Here is a 17,489-nt window from a genome sequence, read left to right on the forward strand (position 1 = left end):
TCCCGAGACACTTCGCAGCCTTGGAGATACGCAGCAACTCCATGCACGCAACTATACATGCAACACTAAGGATTACTAACGAAGTTGGTGAGCCTCTTGTCCACTGATTGATCACGACTCCGCGCCTGCCGGTAGCGCATGTGGAGGTCGGCGCCACCGACGCCCAGGACGTCAACTGCCCGGTAAACAGTTAACGTGGCGTACTCGCCGTGTGGGACGGGGAGCCGCGCGGCCCTGTCCACGGACGAGCAACTGCATGCCGCCCAAACCGAGTTGGCCCGCCCTGGTCTGTGGGCCGGGCTCTCGGCAGCAGCCGGCCTGGCGGGGCTGCGGGCCTGTGCCGACGAGGACTTCGACGGCCCGGTGGTCTGCGTGCCCACCTCCAGCGGGTTCAAGGACCGGGGCGTCGGGCAGCACCGCAGCGGGCCGCTGCCACCCGAGTGGACTGCCGTGCGCGCCGGGCTGCGGGCCGCCGGGCCCGGTGGGTGAACGTACGGTGACCGGCCACGGGCGCCGGCCGACGCCGGCTCAGTGATGGTGGTGGTGCTCTCCCTGCGCCTGACCCTGTCCGTGCCCGTGGTCATGTTCGCCCTGATTCGGTGAGCCGCCCATCATGCGCAGCATCGCGGGGCCGCCGGTGCGCAGGAAACGGACCAGGAGAGCGGTGGCCAGCAGCAGGAAGGCGATGTTGAGCCACGTCGTGTAGTTCCAGCTGACGCCCTCCTCGGGGACCTTCGCGTCGGCCTGGTCGGGGATGAGGCCCAGACCCCCGAACGCGAGCTCCACGACGTAGCCGGCCACCGCCATCGCGGCGAAGAACGTGCCCAGCAGGAAGGCCGCCATCCGGGCGCCGTAGTACTTCCGGTAGATGTTCAGGATCGGCAGGATCAGCAGGTCGGCGAAGATGAAGGCGATGACACCGCCGAAGCTGATGCCGCCCTTCCACAGCACCACGGCCAGCGGCACGTTGCCGATGGAGCAGACGAACGTGGCGATGGCCACCACCGGCCCGATCAGCGGCCCGATCAGCTTGGCCGCGAGCGGATGGTCGGCCAGGAAGAAGGTGCGCCAGAAGTCGTCCGGCACCCACGCGGCGATCGCCCCGGCGATCAGGAGTCCCGCCACCAGGTCGCGCAGGATCGCCGCCCACTCCATGACGAAGATGTGCGAGACGGAGGTGAGGCCGTCGCGGGAGAGGAGTCGGCGCAGGAAGCCGCCCTCGCCGCGCACGGACATGTCCATCGCCGCGTGCCCCTCCATCGACCCGGCCAGCCCGCGCTCGGCCTGCTCCCGCGCCTGCCGCAGCAACCGCTCACGCAGGAGGAGCCGGAACAGCACCGCGAGCACGACGATCATGATTGGGCCGCCCGCGAACTCCGCAGCGGTGAACTGCCACCCCATCAACAGCGCCAGGATCACACCCAGTTCGACCACCAGGTTGGTCGAGGCGATCTCGAAGCTCATCGCCGCCGTGAAGTTCGCGCCCTTGCGGAACAGTGATCGGGCGAGCGCGACGGCGGCGTACGAGCAGGACGACGAGGCCGCACCGAGCCCCGCGGACAGGGCGAGCGTGCGGGGCTGGGCGTCTCCCAGCAGCCGTGCGACCGTCTCTCGGCGAACCACTGCCTGGACGACGGCGGACAAGGTGAAGCCGAGGATCAGTGCCCAGGTGATCTCCCAGGTCATGGACCCGGCAATGGACAACGCGTGCCCGATCGCATGCATGGTGCACACCTTTCGCCGTTGTCTGTCGCCAGCAAGCTCGAGTGTATACCCCGTAGGGGTATGTGTGTGTATTGGCTCCTCGGGCCGCTTTGAACGGCGGCCCACGGAGCCTCGTCCTAGCCTGGGGTTCAACTGGGCATCACCGGAGGGGGAGTCTCGTGAGCGAGGACGCCGTCAGGTACGACGCCACCCGCATCGAGGTGCTGGAGGGCCGGGAAGCCATCCGGAGGCGGCCGGAGATGTACGTCGGCTCGACCGGCGAACGCGGCCTGCACCAGCTGGCGTTCGAGGCCGTGGACCGGGCGGTGAACGAGGTCCTGGCCGGCCGTGCCGGCACCGTCGACGTCACCCTCACGCGCGACCGGCGGCGTGCGTGTCGCCGACGCCGGGCCGGGCCTGCCCGTCGAGGCCGCCGGCGACACCGACGGCCTTGCCTCGAAGACCAGTTGACCCGCATGCACGCGGGGGCTCAGCCCGGCGGCCGCCATGCCGTGGACGTGGGCCTCTTCGGCATCGGACTCTGCGTCGCCAACGCCCTGTCGAGCCGCCTGACGGCCGAGGTGCGGCGCAGGGGGGTGCGCTGGGTCCAGGAGTGCACGCGTGGAGTCGCCGTCACCCCGACCGGAAGCGGGACCACCATCGCCTTTCGGCCCGACGCCGATGTCTTCGGGGCGTCCCAGTGCTCGTTCACCGTGCTCGTGGACCGCTTCAGGGAACTCGCCTTCCTGAACCGGGGTCTGGGCATGTCGCTGACCGATGAACGCGGGCCGAGCAGCGCCCGGTGGCTGAAGTTGCGGTACCCGGCCGGGGTGGTGAGCTGTTGTCGTTTGGCTGCGGACGGCCGCGTTGTGGCGTGCGTGGGTGAGTGTCCGGGTCGCGGCGGGCGCGGATTCCCGGGATGGGAACGGAGGTTTCCATGTCGAATGGGTGACCTTGTTGTGTGCTGGTCGTTGAGTCGGTCAGTGGGTTCGTCGCTCATGGCGTTCGGGGGTGAGGGGATGGGCGGGCTGCGGGAGTTGGCTGCGTCGTTCGTGGTGCCCGGCCCCACGGGAGTCGCGGTCCGTGACCGGCTCAAGCACCTGTCGGCCGAGGACGAGAAGGTGCTCCGCCTGGTCGGCGGCCTGCTCGGCGGGCTCGCTTCCCGTGACCTGAAGGCGAGGTGTTCGGCGGGCCTGGAGCACGATCCGTGCTGGGCGGCGCCGCCGTGCACGCCTGCGTGGGGGACGTACGGGAACACCTCGGTACGTGGCTCGCACGGCACCCCGAGCAGGCCGCGGCTGTCGGCGGTCGCATCGTCCGGGACTGAGGGCGGGGCGGTGCCGGTGGAGTGCCGGCAGGGACCGGCCATAAGGCTGTCCTGCCCGCTCGCCGTCCGGCCTGCCCGGGGTCAGCCGATGAGTGAGCGGAACTGCTCGATCGTACGGCGCCGCATGGTGAGGAAGGCGAGCCAGGAGCCGTCTGCGTAGTGCAGCCGGAAGCGGGCCATCAGCTGCGTCCGGGGCCGGCGTTCGACCCGGGTCACCCACGCCCGCGATACCTCCCACACCGGGGTGACGTCCAGGGGCTCGACCAGTCCGACGCGCTGGTCGGTCACCCGCATCAGCAGCGCACCGTGTGTGCGCGGCATCCCCGCGGCGATGCTCCCCGCCTTACCGGACTGCGCGCCCACGGTGTTGACCACACGGTTCGCGAGGGACGCCCCGATACCGACGCTCTTGGCGGGGATGACGGACGCGTACGCCAACAGCTGCTCACCGGGGGCCAGTTGACCGTGGGTGGAACGCTCGCGAAGGACGGACATGCTCATGATCATAGGTGAGGGAGAGGGAGCGTCTATGTCTTCAGATCTCCGGCAGCACCGAGGTGCCCGTCTCCCCAAGCGCGCTGGACACGGAGCGATCTCGTCGGTGCCCCTCCGCCTGGGGGATCTGCCTTGGCACCGCGCAGGCCGTGGCCCCGGCACCATGCTGCGCGGGGTTACGATTGCGCGCCCTGAGTGACGAGCCCTGGGGGAAACGGTGGAGCAGCAGGTTCAGTCGAAGGTCCGCACGGGACGCTCTCTGCGTATCGCCGTGGTGCTGCTGGTGGCGGCGTCCGGCGCTGTCGAATCCGTCTCCTTCCTCGGGCTCGACCGGGTCTTCGCGGGAGTCATGACCAGCAACCTCGCGCTGCTCGGCATGGCCATCGGCCGGGGCGAGACCGTCGACGTCACCGCGGCGGTGCTGGCGCTGTCCGGGTTCGGCGTGGGCACAGCGGTCGTCGCCTGGTGCACGCGTGGCTCCGCGGTGCCGACGAGCCACTGGCCCCGGCACGTCATGTTCTTCCTGGGCGCCGAGGCGGCCCTGCTGGCGACGGGCGCGCTGGCCTGGGGCCTGACCGGTGGCACACCGGGCGAGACGGCTCGGGACGTCATGCAGTTCGGGGCCGCGCTCGCCATGGGCGTGCAGGCCGCGTGCATGGTCGCCGCCGGACGGGCCGCCGCGCCGACCACTTACCTGACCGGAACGCTCGCCACCTACATCGTGAAGGGAATCGGCACCGGCCGGCCCGGGGTGTGGGTGCCGCTGCGGTTCGTCGGCCTCATCGCGGGTGCGGCCGCCTCCGCCGTGCTGCTGAAGGAGGCGCGGGCCTGGGCCGCGCTCCCGTCCGTGATCCTGGTTCTTTGCGCGATCGCCTCCGCCTGCCTGCCGCTCACCGCCGCACGGCGCCGGAACACCGTGGCCCTCTCCTGAACCACGGCCCACCAGCTTCCGTCCCCGGCCCATCGGCGCCGGATGCCCGACGCCCGAGCAGGCGGGTGAGCGACGCCGAGGAGTTCGATCGCGTCGTCGGGCCGCGGGGCATCGTCCGCTTGACACCGCATCACGCCTGAGCCGTGACGACATCCGCCGCCGCACGCCTGGCCGCCCTGCCCGGTCGCGGCGCCGCGCGGCCGGGACCGGGCAGGGCGGTGGCTCAGCCGCGCAGTGTGGCGACCGGGCTGTTGTACGCCTCGGCCGTCAGCACCGGGTGCCGTGACGTGGACGACGTCGCCGACCAGGACACATGGAACGTGCGGGACTCGCCGGGCGGCAGCCACAGGTAGTTGTCGCTGTACAGCGTCGGCAGCACCCGGCGGCCGCGCGTGTCCTCCAGCAGCGACAGCCGGACCATCGCGGCCACCGCGGAGCCGGTGTTGCGGACGACCGCCGTCAGCTCCTGGCGGTCCCCGGAACGCGACACCTGTGTGACGGCGCAGGTCAGCCGCACCTGTCTGACCTTGTTCAGTGCCTGTAGGTCGGAGGCGTCGCGGTAGCGCCAGTAGGTGTTGCGGGACCGCTCCCCGCCCCGGGAGTCCTCCAGGGTCAGCCGCAGCAGGTGCAGATCCGGCAGGTCGTCCGTCCAGGGGGAGGTGAACGCCTTCGCGGTGTCCGCCCGCGCCACGTCCACCCGTGCCGGCCGGCTCCTGCCGAGTAGCCGGCCGGACAGGTCGTAGAGCCGTGCGGTGACGGTGGCACCCTGCAGATCTGCCGAGGTGTGGTTCACCGCGATGACCTGCCACTCGACCGGGTCGGCCTGCACGTGCAGCGGTGCGCAGGCCGAACGGGCGCCGTAACAGCTGCCGTTGACATCGAAGTCGTAGTCGTACATCTGCCAGACCGTGCTGTGCCAGGCCGGGTGGGACATCCACAGCATCAGGCCGGAGGCGTTGTCCCACAGGTTGGCGTTCCACGCCTTGAACATGGCGCGAGTGTTCTCGTAGTTGACGAACTGCGCCTTGCGGGCGAAGTCGTCCAGGTCGCCGGATTCGCCGAGCCGGGCCTCGATGGCCGCCTTGTAGTTCTGCGGCGCCTGGTTCCCGTGCTCGCTCCAGTCGTGGTAGTACCACGCGCCCCGGATGGGCCACTCCGGCTCGTCGCCCGTCATGGTGCGGGTGCTCGCCACGGTGGAGACGACCGGTATGCCGATCTCGGTGTGGAAGCCGAAGTCCCGGCTGCCGTAGGTCATCGGGTCGAAGTACTTCTCCGGCTCCACCCAGCCGTAGGGGCCGCCGCCCGTGATGATGCCGCCCGCCGAGTTGTTCTGGTAGGGCAGGCCGGGCACCTGCTGCTCCACCGCCTCGCGCATCCCCTTGTCGATGGCCGCCGGGGGATCGCCCTCGTTCGCGCCGCACCACACCACCACGCTCGGGTGCATGCGGTAGCGCAGAACGGTGTCGCGCCCGAGGGAGTTGAACGTCTCGTGGTCCGGCGGGTCCATGCCCCAGGCGTTCGGGAAGTCGTTCCACACCAGGATGCCGTACCGGTCACAGGCCGCGAAGAACTCCTCACGGTCGCCGGAGCCGACCCAGTTGCGGATCATGGTGAAGTTCATGTCGCGGTGCATGCGTACCGCTCATACAGACGCTGGAACTGCGGTGACGAGAGGGGCGGAATTGCGGTGATGCGTCTTTCACTGACGTGCCGTCTTATGCGCTCTATCCTCCCCGACGCGCTCCCCGTGTAGCGCGAGTACTCCCCAGGGGTGTCGAGTCCCGGGCAACGGCGATAGACGGGATCACCGCTGCCCGGGACACGCCGAGTGACTGCAGTTGTGGCGGGGGACGCGTTCACGGACTGCTCGCAAGAAATCGCCATCGATCAACATGCCCGGGTGTAGCGCTGGCCGACGACCGCGCTCCGCCATTCCTGGCGCAGGAGCGGACGACCGGCGACGGAACACAGGGTGTTCTGCCGCGCCCGTGGGTCGACCAGGACAGAGACGATCGCTCCGGGAGCCAGCCCCACCGCTCGCTTCCCGTCCGCGGTCACCTCGGCAACGGTCCCGGTGCCCATACGGGCCGGAACCGGCCCTGTCCTGGCGCGGTGGAGGAGATCCCACAGCACGACGGCACCGCCGAGGAACTGGAAAGGCTGCTCGAGCGATGGATCACCGAGCCCGACCGCTCGGAGGACTTCACCGACGCATTCGTCTCCGAATGCGAGGGTGTCATCTCCATCCAGAACGAAGCCTGGATGATCCGGTGGACCGTGGGTTAGTGGGCACGCGGCCCCGTTCGTGCCGCCGCGACACCGTCCCGACCCGGACAAGTGCGGATCAGGTCAGACGGAGTACGGCGGCGCCCACCGGTCACAGCTCGGCCGGCTAGACGACACCCACCGCCGCCGATTCAGCCGTGGCACCCTTGCCCTGCCGGTGGTGATCGTCGGCGGCCTCACCCTGGCCCTGACCGCCTGCCCGTCAATTTCTCCAGCCCACCGCACGAGTGCTCAGTAGTCTCGCCCTACTGGGGGTACCTCCCCGAACTGATGGAGGTGATCACCCTCGCCCAGCAGGAAAAGATCACGATGCTGGTCGAGCACTTCCCCCCGCAACGCGCCAACGAGGCTTACCAGCTGCTGCACGACGGCAAGATCCAAGGACGCGCCGTCATCACCCCCCACGCATGAGCACCGACATGTCAACCCGAACGGGACACCACGGCACGTGCTATGGCCGCCGGCGTCGGGTGGTCCGGGGGGAATCGCACCCGGGGCTCTCACAGAACGGAGCGTGACAATCGGGGCACGTGCCGGTGAGCAGGCCACAGGAGCTTGGTCGTGGAACACCTCATGCGCCACGAATCCCCGCTCTCTCCACCGAGCAACGTGAGGCTGATCGGGTGATGATGGACGGTAAGGACGTGACGACGCTGTTCCCAGAAGGAGGCAGGTGCCATGACATCTCCTTCCGATTCTCCCGGCCCCGTTCCCCCACGCGGCACCGAACCACAAGAAGGCCCCCTGGCCGAAGGCATGTCCGCCCTGGCGAACATGGGCTGGCAGATCCTGCTCACCATGGGCCTCGCCACCATCGCCCTGGGCGTCATCGCCCTGGTCTGGCCAGGCGCGACACTACGCGTCGTCGGCATCCTCTTCGGCGTCTACCTACTGGTCACCGGTGTCTTCCAACTTGCCGCCGCCTTCGGCACCCACGTCCCCCGGCACCTTCGCGTCCTGCACTTCATCACCGGCGCTGCCTCCATCCTGCTGGGACTGATCTGCTTCCGGGGCACCATGGAGTCAATCCTGCTGCTCGCCCTGTGGATCGGCTTTAACTGGCTGCTGCGGGGCACTCTGGAGACGGTCGCGGCGGCCTCCGATCAGGACATGCCAGCGCGCGGCTGGCACGTGGCCTTCGGCATCATCGGCACTATGGCCGGCATCGTGATGATCATCATGCCGTTCGCCTCGATCGCGACACTCACCCTGGTAGTGGGCGTCATGGCCATAGTTCTGGGCCTGACCGAAGTGGTCCGCGCCGTCAGGACACGCGTCGAGATCGGCCATCTCGCTCCCGGCACGGCCACCCAGCGGCGCCCCCTGTTCCACGCACGTCCGCACCCCCAGCACTGATCGGCCGGACGCGGCGAGCGGCGACATTGCGCAACCTGGGCGGGTCATCGGCAGGCGACCGGACCTTCACGCTCATCGCAGTGGGCGCGGCTGTGGTGGCGAATCTGGCGTCGCGCGCCGCGCCCAATGGCCGGGGCGATCTTGGGCATCGGCTCATCAGTGTGTGACACCACAGCGGCAGCATCAGAGCTGCGGCGGTTCTGGGCCGGAGCGCGTTGGGCCTCCCTGCTCGCGCTGCCCAGACTCTGCAGAGCGGTCTCTCGTGATGGAGCACGGGCAGACGTGGGCCGGGAGGCTGAAGCAAGCGAAGACAGCCCGGTAAACGTGGCCAGCGAGCGCCCGCGTGCAGCGCACGAGTCCGCCGATCCCGCCCCCGCCGTCGACGAGGATCGGCTGGAACAGTTGATCATGAGACGCAAACGGCTCTGCCGGTCGAACGGCCCGCCCTGGCCAACCGATGTGCCTCGGCCCTCGGCCTGGGCCCAGCGCGGATCTACCTCGCCGACATGCGACAACGGCTGCTCATCCCACTCGACGAAGCCGCGGAGCCGCTGCCGGTGGACGGCTCGTCGGCCGGCTGGGCGTACCGGACGTATGCCCAGGACGTGACCGGCGGCCCAGCGATTGGTGCCGGCACCGCCGTAGCCGGACACGGCCCCCTCGGGGGGCGATCCATGGGGGACGGCCAAGGCATCCGCTGGCTGTGTCTGCCTACTCCCGCGGCGGCTGGCGGCGACCCTCGCAGCCCGTGTCAGAGGCCGGCAAGTGCGACAGCGCAGGGAAATCACGGCTCACCGGGCGAGGAGGTCTCCTCGTTTCCCGTGACTGGGGCTGGGCACCCAGTGCCCATGGCGACGCGTCCGGTTCCGGTGCGAACCATCCTCGCCACCATCGGTCTGGTGCTCGCCACCTACGTCGTACTCGAGCTGGTGGTGCAGGCTCGCCGGGTCTTGATCTGGGCGGTCATCGCGTTGTTCTTGGCCCGTCTCCCTTCATCCGGCGGTCGAGGCGCTGCAGCGACGGGTGCCGCGGTGCCGACGGTCGGTGGCCACCTTGCTGGTCTTCTTGGCTGCGGCCGCGACCGTCGCGGCGGTGGTCGCCCTGTTCGTCATCCCCCTGGCTCAGGAGGGAAGCCGGTTCGCAGGTCGTCTGCCCGCGATGATCAGGGACGCCTGGGCCGGCCACGGGCCAGTCGGTAACCTGCTGGAGCGGACGCACGCTCTGCAGTACATCCAGCGGCATCAGGCGCAGATCCGCGCGCTCGCCACCGGACTGAGCACGCCCGCCTTGAAGTTCATCCGCAGTGCCGCGAGCACCGCGGCAGGCGCTCTCACAATTTTCGTCCTGGCCTATCTGATGGTGCTGGAGGGCCCCAGAGCCATAGATCGGTCCCTGGCCCTCGTGGACGAGGCGCCTGCGGCCCGCATACGCCGCGTCGGAGCTGCGTGCGCCCGTACCGTCAACGGCTACCTGACCGGAAACCTGGGTGAACCCGCGGGTTTGGTCCGTGACTGGTCCGGAAGAGCTGGTCAGGATCGGGATAGCGGCGGGAGGAGCTGGGAGTTACGACGTAAACCGGGCTCCGCTCCGAGCGGGCCCATTGGAAGGCGAATCCCCTTCCTGAGCTAGGGGAGAACTTCAACGCGGCGAAGCACGCCAAGACACATCCTTCGGCACGAGGTCATGGAGCTCCGCAGGAAGGCGACTTCAAGCGTGCGGCGAGCTGTTCACGGCCGCCGTGCCGGCTGACGACGCTCGATGAGCTGTTCGGACCAGATCGTCTTGCCGTTCTGGCCATGGCGGCAGCCCCATCGTCCGCCGAGGTGAGCGACGAGGAACAGGCCGCGCCCTCCCTCGTCGGTGGAGTGGGCACGCCGCAGGCGGGGCTGGGTGCTGCTGGAGTCGGTGACCTCGCAGATCAGGACGTTGTCGCGGATCAGACGCAGGTCAGCCGGTGGACGACCGTATCGGATGGCGTTCGTCACCAGTTCGCTGACGATGAGTTCGGTGGTGAAGACGAGGTCGTCCAGCCCCCACAAGGTCAGTTGGCGGCTTGTCCATTTTCGGGCTTCGCAGACGGCGGCCGGATCGGCCGGGATCTCCCAGTGAGCGGTGTCCCCCGGCGACACGGCGCGGGTGCGGGCCAGGAGCAGGGCCGCGTCGTCGCGCGGCGTCTGGGTCCGCAGATTGGCGAGGAGAGTCCGGCCGGTTTCGTTCAGAGCGCGGTCCGGGCGGCAGGAGGCGGCGAGGGCATCCGCCAGGCACTGGAGCCCTTGGTCGATGTCACGGTCGCTCTGTTCGATCAGGCCGTCGGTGCAGAGCGCGAGGACGCTGCCCGGCTCGATCTCGATCGTGGTGGTCTCGTACGGCATGCCGCCGACGGCGAGTGGCGGCCCCGGGCGGATCCCGACGACCTCGGCGGTCGCGTCGGGCCGGAGCAGGACGGGTGGCGGGTGTCCTGCGCTGGCCATGGTGCAGCGTCGGGTGACCGGGTCGTAGACCGCGTACAGGCAGGTGGCGCCGAGGACGTCGTGGTGGTCGGGTGGGGCTTCGGCCACGAGGCGCTGGACCAGGTCCGCGATCCGGGTGAGCAGTTCGTCCGGTTCGAGTTCGAGGTCGGCGAGGGTCTGAATGGCGGTGCGCAGGCGGCCCATGGTGGCGGTTGCGGGCATGCCGTGGCCGATCACGTCCCCGGCGACGAGGGCCAGCCGGAGAGAGGGCAGGGCGATGGCGTCGTACCAGTCGCCGCGGATTTCCGCTCCGCCGCCTGCGGGCAGATAGAGAGCCACGGTCTCGGCGGCCGGAGTGTCGGTCGTGGCCGGAGGAAGAAGGCGCTGCTGCAGCGCCACGGCCGCCCGGTGCTCGCGCGTGTAACGGCGGGCGTTGTCGATGGCGAGCGCGGCCCCGAAGGCGATCTGTGTCATGAGATCCCCCTCGTCCTCGGTGAACGGTTCCGATCGGCCGCAGCGCCAGATCGATATGCCGCCGAGCGTGAGACCACGGGCGTGCAACGGTGCCACCAGCGCCGAATGGCCTCTCTGCGGGACGATGAATTCGACCAGCCGCGGGTCGCCTAGCGCAGCACCGTATTCGTCAGCGCAGAACATGACGGTCTCGCCCTGCTGGAAGCCTCGCAGGAGCGGGTGGTCGGGGAAGGGCGGGAAGAGGCCGCCGCGCTCGGTACGGGCCGGCCACACCGTGGAGGTCGGCGCCAGGGCCGCGGTGCGCAGACCGAGATCTCCACCGCCCAGCTGCTTCCTGGGCTCGTCCCCGTCGAACACGGACTGGGCGAGGTCGACGGTGACGAGGTCCCCGAAAGCAGGTACGAGTACGTCCGCGAGCGCTCGTGCTGTGCGCACGACGTCCAGAGAACTTCCCACACGCTCGGCCACTTCACGGGTGAGGTCCAGATGACGGCGAGCCCGCACATTGGGGCTGTCGACGTACAGGGCCGCGACCCCTGTGGGGTGCCCTCGCGCGTCCTCCAGACGGAAGGCGGACAGCGACAGGGCCCGCCGCCGCTCCGGCTCGTGCCGCCAGCTCACGTGCTGGCCCCTGCGGATCACCGGAGCGCCCGTCTCCAGCACCTGGCGCAGTACCGCCTCCAGGTTCTCGGCATCCTCGGTGCAGAGCACGTCGCACAGCCGAGAGCCGGGCTGTACACGACGGCCGTCGGGCGTGCCCGGCGTGGCGTTCGTCTGCACGGTGGCCAGGTCCGTGTCGTGCAGGGCGATCGTGACCCGGTCCTGTGAGTTCAGTGCGCGCAGGAGCGCCGCACCCTGCTCGTGGTGGACGACGTGGTGTGCGGGCGCCGCCAGGACAAGGAACTCCGCGGGGCCGTCCATCGCACAGACCCGGAAGGTGACATCGATCGTGTCGCCGGACCGGTGCCGCAGCCGTGCCCGGCCGGATGCCGGCATTTCCGTGGCAGTGCGCAGTTCCTCCGGGAATTCGGCCACCAGCTCCTTTACCGGGCGGCCGCAGACCTCTTCGGCCGGGAACCCCGTCAGGCGCTTCGCCGTTCCGGTCCACCGCAGCACCGTGCCCCGGTCGTCGAGCACGGCGGCTGCCACGCCGTCGAACGCGTGTTGCCTGCCGCTCGAGCCAGTACCGCATGCACGCATCGGCCCTTCGGCGTCATGCAGCGACTCGGTGTTCTTTACGTGTTTGGTGTCCATGTTCGTTCTTTCCTTGTCGGAGGCGGCCACCGCGGCAGCAGATCTGCGCCCTCGGGCGGTTGTCGACCGGCCGGGTGGCCGGTGCCGCCGCTCGGAGTGTCACCCTGCGACGGCTGCGGAGGGCAGGTCGTGTTCGGCCCAGACGACCTTGCCGTTTGATGCGGAGCGGGAGCCCCACCTGCGGGACAGGCGAGCGATGAGGAAGAGGCCGCGGCCGTTCTCGTCGAGAGTGCTCGGATGCCGAGGGCGTGGGTGGCTGGTGCTGGTGTCGGAGACCTCGCAGGTCAAGACCTGGTGCTGGATGAGCCGCAGGCGGACCGGCCCGCCGCCGTAGCGGATGGCGTTGGTGACCAGTTCGCTGACGATCAGTTCCACGGTGGGCAGGAGATGCTCCAGCCGCCATGTGCTGAGCTGGCGGGCGGCCAGGTGCCGGGCGGTGCGGACGGCGGCCGGCTCGTTCGGCAGGTCCCAGGACGCGACCCGGGCCGATTGCAGTGCGCGGGTGCGCACAAGGAGCAAGGCGACGTCGTCCGAGTGTGTCCGGGCCGGCAAGGTCTCGACCACTTGCGAGCACAGGTCCTCCAGGGACCGGCCGGACTGGGTCAAGGCGGTGCCTAGGCGCTGCAGGCCGACGTCGATGTCGTCGTCGCGGGACTCGACGAGGCCGTCGGTGTAGAAGGCGAGGACACTTCCTTCGGGCAGTTCCAGTTCCACGGACTCGAAGGCGAGCACCCCGAGGCCGAGGCCGAGCGGGGCTCCGGCGGGCATGTCGGGGAAGGTGACACAGCCCTGCGGGTCGATGATCGCGGGCGGGAGGTGCCCGGCCCGCGCCATCGCGCACCGCCGGGTGACCGGGTCGTAGACGGCGTACAGACAGGTGGCGCCCACCACCACGGGGGCCTGGTCGGGGATGTCGTCGTCAACCTCGTTCTCATCGTTCAGCCGACGGACCGTGTCATCGAGGTGCGCAAGCAGTTCGTCGGGAGGAAGATCCAGGTCCGCCAGTGTGCGCACGGCGGTGCGGAGCCTGCCCATGGTCGCCGCGGCGTTGATGCCGTGTCCGACCACATCGCCGACGACGAGGGCCACGCGGGCGCCGGACAGCTCGATCACATCGAACCAGTCACCCCCCACACCGTGGTCCATGTCGGCCGGCACGTAGCGTGAGGCCACCTCCACGGCGGCGCCGCCCCGCACACGGTGGGGGAGCAGGTCGCGCTGGAGCGTGAGGGCCGCGGTGCGCTCGCGCGCGTACTGCAGGGCGTTGTCCAGGCAGAGCGCGGCCCGGGTGACCAGCTCCTCGGCGAGCAGGAGGTCGTCCTCCTGGAACGGCGTCTGTTCCGTGGAACGGCCGAACAGGGCCAGTCCCAGCACGCAGCGCCGCGAACGAATGGGTACGACCATCAACGAGTGGACCCCGCTGTCACGGACCTTCTGCCCCCGTGCCGGGTCGTGGTGGACCCACGGGCCGAAATGGGTGTCCATGCCCAGCGCCGGTACCAGGTGAGAGCTGCCCGTGCGCAGCGCGTTGGCGAAGGGCGAGGCCGGGTGGACGTGGATCACCTCCTCGCGCACCCACGGCAGTTCCAGGAGACCCAGCTCGACGGAGGCCATACCGGCACGGCGCAGCGTAGGAGTGCGGCCGTTCGCTGTGCCGATCCGTGCCGAGGGCTCCAGCGCGAACGGAACCGACTCCACCAGGTCGACGAGGGCGTGGTCGGCCAGCAGGGGCACCGCGAGCTCGGCCAGTTCCTGCCCTGTCTGCATGACGTCGAGGGTGCTGCCGATGCGGGTGCTGGCTTCGCTGAGGATGGCGAGGCGTTCGCGCGCCCGTCGGTTGCCGGTGACGTCCACGCTCATGGAGCACACCCCCTGTGGCTTGCCGTCCGCGTCCTGGAAGCAGAAGAACGAGGCCGACATCACGTGCTCCTGGTGCCGATGGGTCGGCGGCCACGCCCGGTACTCGTGGACCATGCTGGTGCCGCTCTCCAGCACCCGCTGCATCACCACCTCGAGCGCCTCGGCCTCGAAACCGGGCAGTGAATCCTTCAGGCGGCTGCCGAACCGTCGGTCACGAGGAATGCCGTCGTGGAGCTCCATGGCGTCGTTCACCCAGGTGCAGCGCAGCTGCAGGTCACGGACGACGATGCCGATCGGTGCGTGGGTGAGCAGCGACTCGCGGAGCGATCCGTTCAGCGCTCCCGAGGAGAGCTCGCCTATGTCGGTCACGGATACCAGCCACCGAAGGCTTTCGTTCTCTCCCCACAGCAGCGAGACCCGCAGAGTCAAGGTGAGCGTGTGGCCGTCGCGGTGGCGGACCGTCATGGTGCCGGACCAGCCGCCCTGGGCGCGGCACTGCTCGGCGAGCGCCCTGGCCCTCGAAGCATCCTCGGAGGAGGACAGTACGTGTGCCGCGGGTCGGCCCACCACGTCCCTGGCCGAGTACCCGACCAACTGCTGGGCGGCCTGCGTCCACCCGACCACCGTCCCCTCCGCATTGAGCATGGCTATCGCCGCGTCGGGTGCCTCGCTCGGCTTCACCGGCTCGGCGAGTTTCGATTGATTGGTATGCATTGGGTTCATCCCTTCCTGCGCGTGGGTGCGGGCAGCGTTGGCGTGCGGTGCGGTACGCCGATCCGCGGGACGGCGGCGGTGGCAGGCGAGCGCGGTGTGTCGGATCGCGGCTCCGACCCTCCCGTGTCGTGACGGGGCGGGGCAATACACCCATATCGGCACTAAGAACTACGAGCGCGGCATCACTGACCGTGTTAGGTTATTTCTGATGAAAGCATCATGCATGACGGATTCATCGTCAAGTGACTCGCAGAGTTGATCGAACGATCAGATGCATGGGACGGGTCCCCAGTAAGGGGTGTCGACCGCGGTCGGCGGCCGGACTCGTCAATGCAATGAGGAAAGAATCAGGACTGCTGCTATCTACGGTGCGTGCCCATGTCAGTTCCACACAGCAATCGATTCGAACGCCGTCGTACCGAGACCCGGCAGGCACTCGTCCGCGCTGCGCGGGAGATCCTGGCGGAGTCCGGCGACACCAGCGTCAGCATCCGGGCCATCGCGGAGCGCGCGGACGTGGGGTTCGGCTCCTTCTACAACCACTTCGGCTCCAAGCCGGAGCTGTTCGATGCGGCTGTCGACGATGCGATGGAGGTGTTCGCCCAAGCCATCGACGAACGCCTGCACGGCGTCGACGATCCCGCCGAACGCCTCGCCGGAGGTCTGCGGCTCAGCGCATGCCTGGCCGAGTCACACCCGGAGATCATGCGGATCCTGTGCCACAGCGAGCTCGGCCGCATATGCGCCGGCAGCGGACTGGCTCCCCGGGCCAGGCGCGACCTGGAACAGGGCATCTCCGCAGGCCGCTTCACCGTGCTCGACCCGGTCATCGCCCTGTCCGCGCTCAACGGCAGCCTGCTGGCGCTTCTGGAGCTGTGGTTCAGCAAGCCCGAGGCCGACATCGAGCAGGCCGCAGGCACCATGGCCGAGATGCTCCTGCACATGCTCGGCCTCTCCCCGGAAGAGGCCCGCGAAGTCGCCAGGGGCCTCCTTCCCGCTGCCGCGTGACGGGGACACAAGGTCCGACCGCGCGCCCGCGCGGTGGCGGACCGGGGACGATTGCGTACCGCTCGCAGAGCAGCCCGAGTGAGGTGGTCTCACGAGCGGGACAGGCGGGACAGGGGGATGGCTCTATGTCTTTCGTCAAGCGATCCACGGGGTTCTGGGTTCGTAGAAGGTTCCGTCGCGGAGCATGGCGAACAGGACGCTGATGCGGTGGCGGGCGAGGCGGAGGAGGACCTGGGTGTGGGTCTTGCCTCTGGCTCGGCAGCGGTCGTAGTAGGTGCGGGAGGCGCGATCGTGGGGGGCGGCGAACGCGGAGAGGAACATCGCGCGTTTGAGCTGTCGGTTCCCGCCTCGCGGAGCATGTTCGCCGTGGATCGAGGTCCCCGACGATTTGGTGGCCGGTGCAAGGCCGCCGTAGAGGCCAGGTGGGCGGCGCTCGGGAACGAGCTGCCGTCGCTGACGGTGGTCAGGAGGACTTCGGCGGTCCGGACGCCGATGCCGGGCATCGAGGTCAGGACCCGGGAAAGAGACATCCGATGCAGTTGATCTGTCAAGCCGCGGCGGCAAGTTGAGAGGCTTCGGATGGTGGGAACGCGGTGGCCTCGTCATAGAGGGCTCGCTTGGTGAGGCAGTGGTGGAGGCAGCCGAGCATGCGATTGAAAAGGTTGCGCTGTGCGGCAGTGTGGCGGTCTCCGTCGGCTCGTCTGCGGTCGTAATGGGCTCGGGCACCGGTCAAGGCGGTCAGGGCCGCGAAGGCCCAGACGTAGCCCACTGAGGCCAGCCGTTGGTTCTTGACCCGGCGGGCCTTGACCGCGACGCTTTTGCCGGAGGCTCGGGTGACCGGTGGTGCTCCGGCGAAGGCTTTGAGTCCTTTGGCATCGGTGAAGCGGGATCGGTCGTCGCCGATCTCTGCGAGCACCCGGGCGCCGGTGAGTGAGCCGAGCCCTGGAAAGCTGGTGATGATCTCGGCGTCCGGGTGTGCTTCAAAAGACTCCACCGCTGCCTTGGCGAGGTCGCTGGCGCAGGCGGCATCGAGTTGGCGAAGCAGAGCGGCAGTTTGGTGGCCCATTGCTTCCTGGACCAGGGGAAGCTGCCGCATCTGTGGGAGTCGGAAGGCTTCGCGAAGCCGGTCGGCCTCGGCCTCGATGCCGCGCTGGCGGCCGGCCGTCTTGAGGAGGGACCGCAGCTGGGTGCGGGTGAGCTTCGCGGCGCGTTCCGGGGTGAGGGCGGCGGCCAGGATCACTCGCGCGACCGGGTAGCACAGGCCCTCGAGTGAGGGCTGGGAGGCGATCAGGAAGCCAGGAAAGTATTCACGCAGGTAGGAGCGGAGTCTGTTGCCTGCCTGAGTGCGGTCCCAGACGGCGTCTTGCTGGGCTCGGGCGAAGACCGCGACGACTTCGGCCAGTTCACTGTTGTGCGGTAGCGGTCGGTGGGCGGCCATGTCGGTGCGGAGGATGTTCGCAAGGACCATCGCGTCGAGGTGGTCGGACTTTTTGCGGGCGACCGAGTGTCGGTCGCGGTAGCGGGCGGCGGCCATGGGGTTGTGAACAGCTGCCGCGGAACAGCGTGCGAGTGTGTTCTGGCGCGGATGAGTGAGTGTTCGGGCTGTGGTGGGCGTACGGGGAACGATAGT

The 17,489-nt window shown here is 69.2% G+C and carries 15 protein-coding genes and 2 pseudogenes; 8 read left to right on the plus strand and 9 right to left on the minus strand.

The window, feature by feature from the left end; genetic code table 11:
- Positions 1–195 precede the first annotated feature (195 nt).
- The gene (locus AB0M27_RS41810) at positions 196–489 is read left to right on the plus strand and encodes a hypothetical protein (RefSeq protein ID WP_365730441.1); all 294 of its coding nucleotides are present in this window, start codon (positions 196–198) and stop codon (positions 487–489) included.
- A 39-nt stretch (positions 490–528) separates the two neighbouring features.
- Here AB0M27_RS41810 and AB0M27_RS41815 read toward each other — a convergent pair whose 3' ends face one another.
- Entirely contained in the window at positions 529–1,725 is a 1,197-nt protein-coding gene (locus AB0M27_RS41815; RefSeq protein ID WP_365730443.1) for a permease, read from the minus strand.
- Between the two features lie 158 nt (positions 1,726–1,883).
- Between AB0M27_RS41815 and AB0M27_RS41820 the strand changes: the two genes are divergently transcribed.
- Entirely contained in the window at positions 1,884–3,191 is a 1,308-nt protein-coding gene (locus tag AB0M27_RS41820; RefSeq protein ID WP_365730444.1) for a hypothetical protein, read from the plus strand.
- Here the strand turns inward: AB0M27_RS41820 and AB0M27_RS41825 are convergent.
- Positions 3,113–3,526 carry a hypothetical protein gene (locus tag AB0M27_RS41825; RefSeq protein ID WP_365730447.1) on the minus strand — a complete coding sequence of 138 codons (414 nt, stop codon included), beginning with the start codon at positions 3,524–3,526 and terminating at the stop codon, positions 3,113–3,115. The two genes, AB0M27_RS41820 and AB0M27_RS41825, sit on opposite strands and share 79 nt — an antisense overlap.
- A gap of 217 nt (positions 3,527–3,743) precedes the next feature.
- Here AB0M27_RS41825 and AB0M27_RS41830 point away from each other — a divergent pair, with 217 nt between their 5' ends.
- Complete coding sequence (locus AB0M27_RS41830) at positions 3,744–4,457, plus strand: YoaK family protein (protein ID WP_365730449.1); 714 nt, start codon at positions 3,744–3,746, stop codon at positions 4,455–4,457.
- 223 nt (positions 4,458–4,680) lie between these two features.
- Here AB0M27_RS41830 and AB0M27_RS41835 read toward each other — a convergent pair.
- Positions 4,681–6,099, minus strand: a pseudogene (locus tag AB0M27_RS41835) (glycoside hydrolase family 2 protein); the annotation flags it as partial.
- Positions 6,100–6,344: 245 nt separating this feature from the next.
- Positions 6,345–6,515, minus strand: a complete 171-nt coding sequence (locus AB0M27_RS41840; protein ID WP_365730450.1) for a hypothetical protein — start codon at positions 6,513–6,515, stop codon at positions 6,345–6,347.
- Positions 6,516–6,569: 54 nt separating this feature from the next.
- Here AB0M27_RS41840 and AB0M27_RS41845 point away from each other — a divergent pair, with 54 nt between their 5' ends.
- The 4 genes from AB0M27_RS41845 (at position 6,570) to AB0M27_RS41860 (ending at position 9,728) form a co-directional block, all read left to right on the plus strand.
- Positions 6,570–6,743, plus strand: coding sequence for a hypothetical protein (locus AB0M27_RS41845; RefSeq protein ID WP_365730452.1), 174 nt, complete (start codon positions 6,570–6,572; stop codon positions 6,741–6,743).
- 270 nt (positions 6,744–7,013) lie between these two features.
- The gene (locus tag AB0M27_RS41850; protein ID WP_365730454.1) at positions 7,014–7,154 is read left to right on the plus strand and encodes a hypothetical protein; all 141 of its coding nucleotides are present in this window, start codon (positions 7,014–7,016) and stop codon (positions 7,152–7,154) included.
- 267 nt (positions 7,155–7,421) lie between these two features.
- Entirely contained in the window at positions 7,422–8,099 is a 678-nt protein-coding gene (locus AB0M27_RS41855) for an HdeD family acid-resistance protein (RefSeq protein WP_365730456.1), read from the plus strand.
- Between the two features lie 1,044 nt (positions 8,100–9,143).
- Complete coding sequence (locus AB0M27_RS41860; protein ID WP_365730458.1) at positions 9,144–9,728, plus strand: hypothetical protein; 585 nt, start codon at positions 9,144–9,146, stop codon at positions 9,726–9,728.
- A gap of 98 nt (positions 9,729–9,826) precedes the next feature.
- Here the strand turns inward: AB0M27_RS41860 and AB0M27_RS41865 are convergent, their stop codons facing one another.
- Both AB0M27_RS41865 and AB0M27_RS41870 read right to left on the minus strand, forming a co-directional pair.
- Positions 9,827–12,277, minus strand: coding sequence for a SpoIIE family protein phosphatase (locus AB0M27_RS41865; RefSeq protein WP_365730460.1), 2,451 nt, complete (start codon positions 12,275–12,277; stop codon positions 9,827–9,829).
- 99 nt (positions 12,278–12,376) lie between these two features.
- The gene (locus AB0M27_RS41870) at positions 12,377–14,851 is read right to left on the minus strand and encodes a SpoIIE family protein phosphatase (protein WP_365730462.1); all 2,475 of its coding nucleotides are present in this window, start codon (positions 14,849–14,851) and stop codon (positions 12,377–12,379) included.
- A 372-nt stretch (positions 14,852–15,223) separates the two neighbouring features.
- Here AB0M27_RS41870 and AB0M27_RS41875 point away from each other — a divergent pair, with 372 nt between their 5' ends.
- Entirely contained in the window at positions 15,224–15,859 is a 636-nt protein-coding gene (locus AB0M27_RS41875; RefSeq protein ID WP_365730464.1) for a TetR/AcrR family transcriptional regulator, read from the plus strand.
- A 135-nt stretch (positions 15,860–15,994) separates the two neighbouring features.
- On the opposite strand, the gene AB0M27_RS41880 is transcribed toward AB0M27_RS41875, so the two are convergent.
- The 3 genes and pseudogenes from AB0M27_RS41880 to AB0M27_RS41890 all read right to left on the minus strand — a co-directional run.
- Positions 15,995–16,180: a hypothetical protein gene (locus AB0M27_RS41880; protein WP_365730468.1), complete on the minus strand. Its 186-nt coding sequence runs from the start codon at positions 16,178–16,180 to the stop codon at positions 15,995–15,997.
- A gap of 6 nt (positions 16,181–16,186) precedes the next feature.
- Positions 16,187–16,389 (minus strand): annotated as a pseudogene (locus AB0M27_RS41885) (transposase); the annotation flags it as partial.
- A 17-nt stretch (positions 16,390–16,406) separates the two neighbouring features.
- Positions 16,407–17,489, minus strand: a 1,083-nt coding sequence (locus AB0M27_RS41890) for a transposase (RefSeq protein ID WP_365730466.1), incomplete at its 5' end; no start/stop codon positions are given.

Origin of the sequence: Streptomyces sp. NPDC052107, from assembly GCF_040680215.1 — a bacterium.
Classification (GTDB): domain Bacteria; phylum Actinomycetota; class Actinomycetes; order Streptomycetales; family Streptomycetaceae; genus Streptomyces.

What these genes read in the sequence shown, in the direction of transcription:
- AB0M27_RS41815 (WP_365730443.1), bottom strand. Translation starts at nt 1,725, where the DNA reads ATGCATGCGATCGGGCACGCGTTGTCCATTGCCGGGTCCATGACCTGG.
- AB0M27_RS41825 (WP_365730447.1), bottom strand. Translation starts at nt 3,526, where the DNA reads ATGTCCGTCCTTCGCGAGCGTTCCACCCACGGTCAACTGGCCCCCGGT.
- AB0M27_RS41850 (WP_365730454.1), top strand. Translation starts at nt 7,014, where the DNA reads ATGGAGGTGATCACCCTCGCCCAGCAGGAAAAGATCACGATGCTGGTC.
- AB0M27_RS41855 (WP_365730456.1), top strand. Translation starts at nt 7,422, where the DNA reads ATGACATCTCCTTCCGATTCTCCCGGCCCCGTTCCCCCACGCGGCACC.
- AB0M27_RS41865 (WP_365730460.1), bottom strand. Translation starts at nt 12,277, where the DNA reads ATGGACACCAAACACGTAAAGAACACCGAGTCGCTGCATGACGCCGAA.
- AB0M27_RS41870 (WP_365730462.1), bottom strand. Translation starts at nt 14,851, where the DNA reads ATGCATACCAATCAATCGAAACTCGCCGAGCCGGTGAAGCCGAGCGAG.
- AB0M27_RS41880 (WP_365730468.1), bottom strand. Translation starts at nt 16,180, where the DNA reads ATGTTCCTCTCCGCGTTCGCCGCCCCCCACGATCGCGCCTCCCGCACC.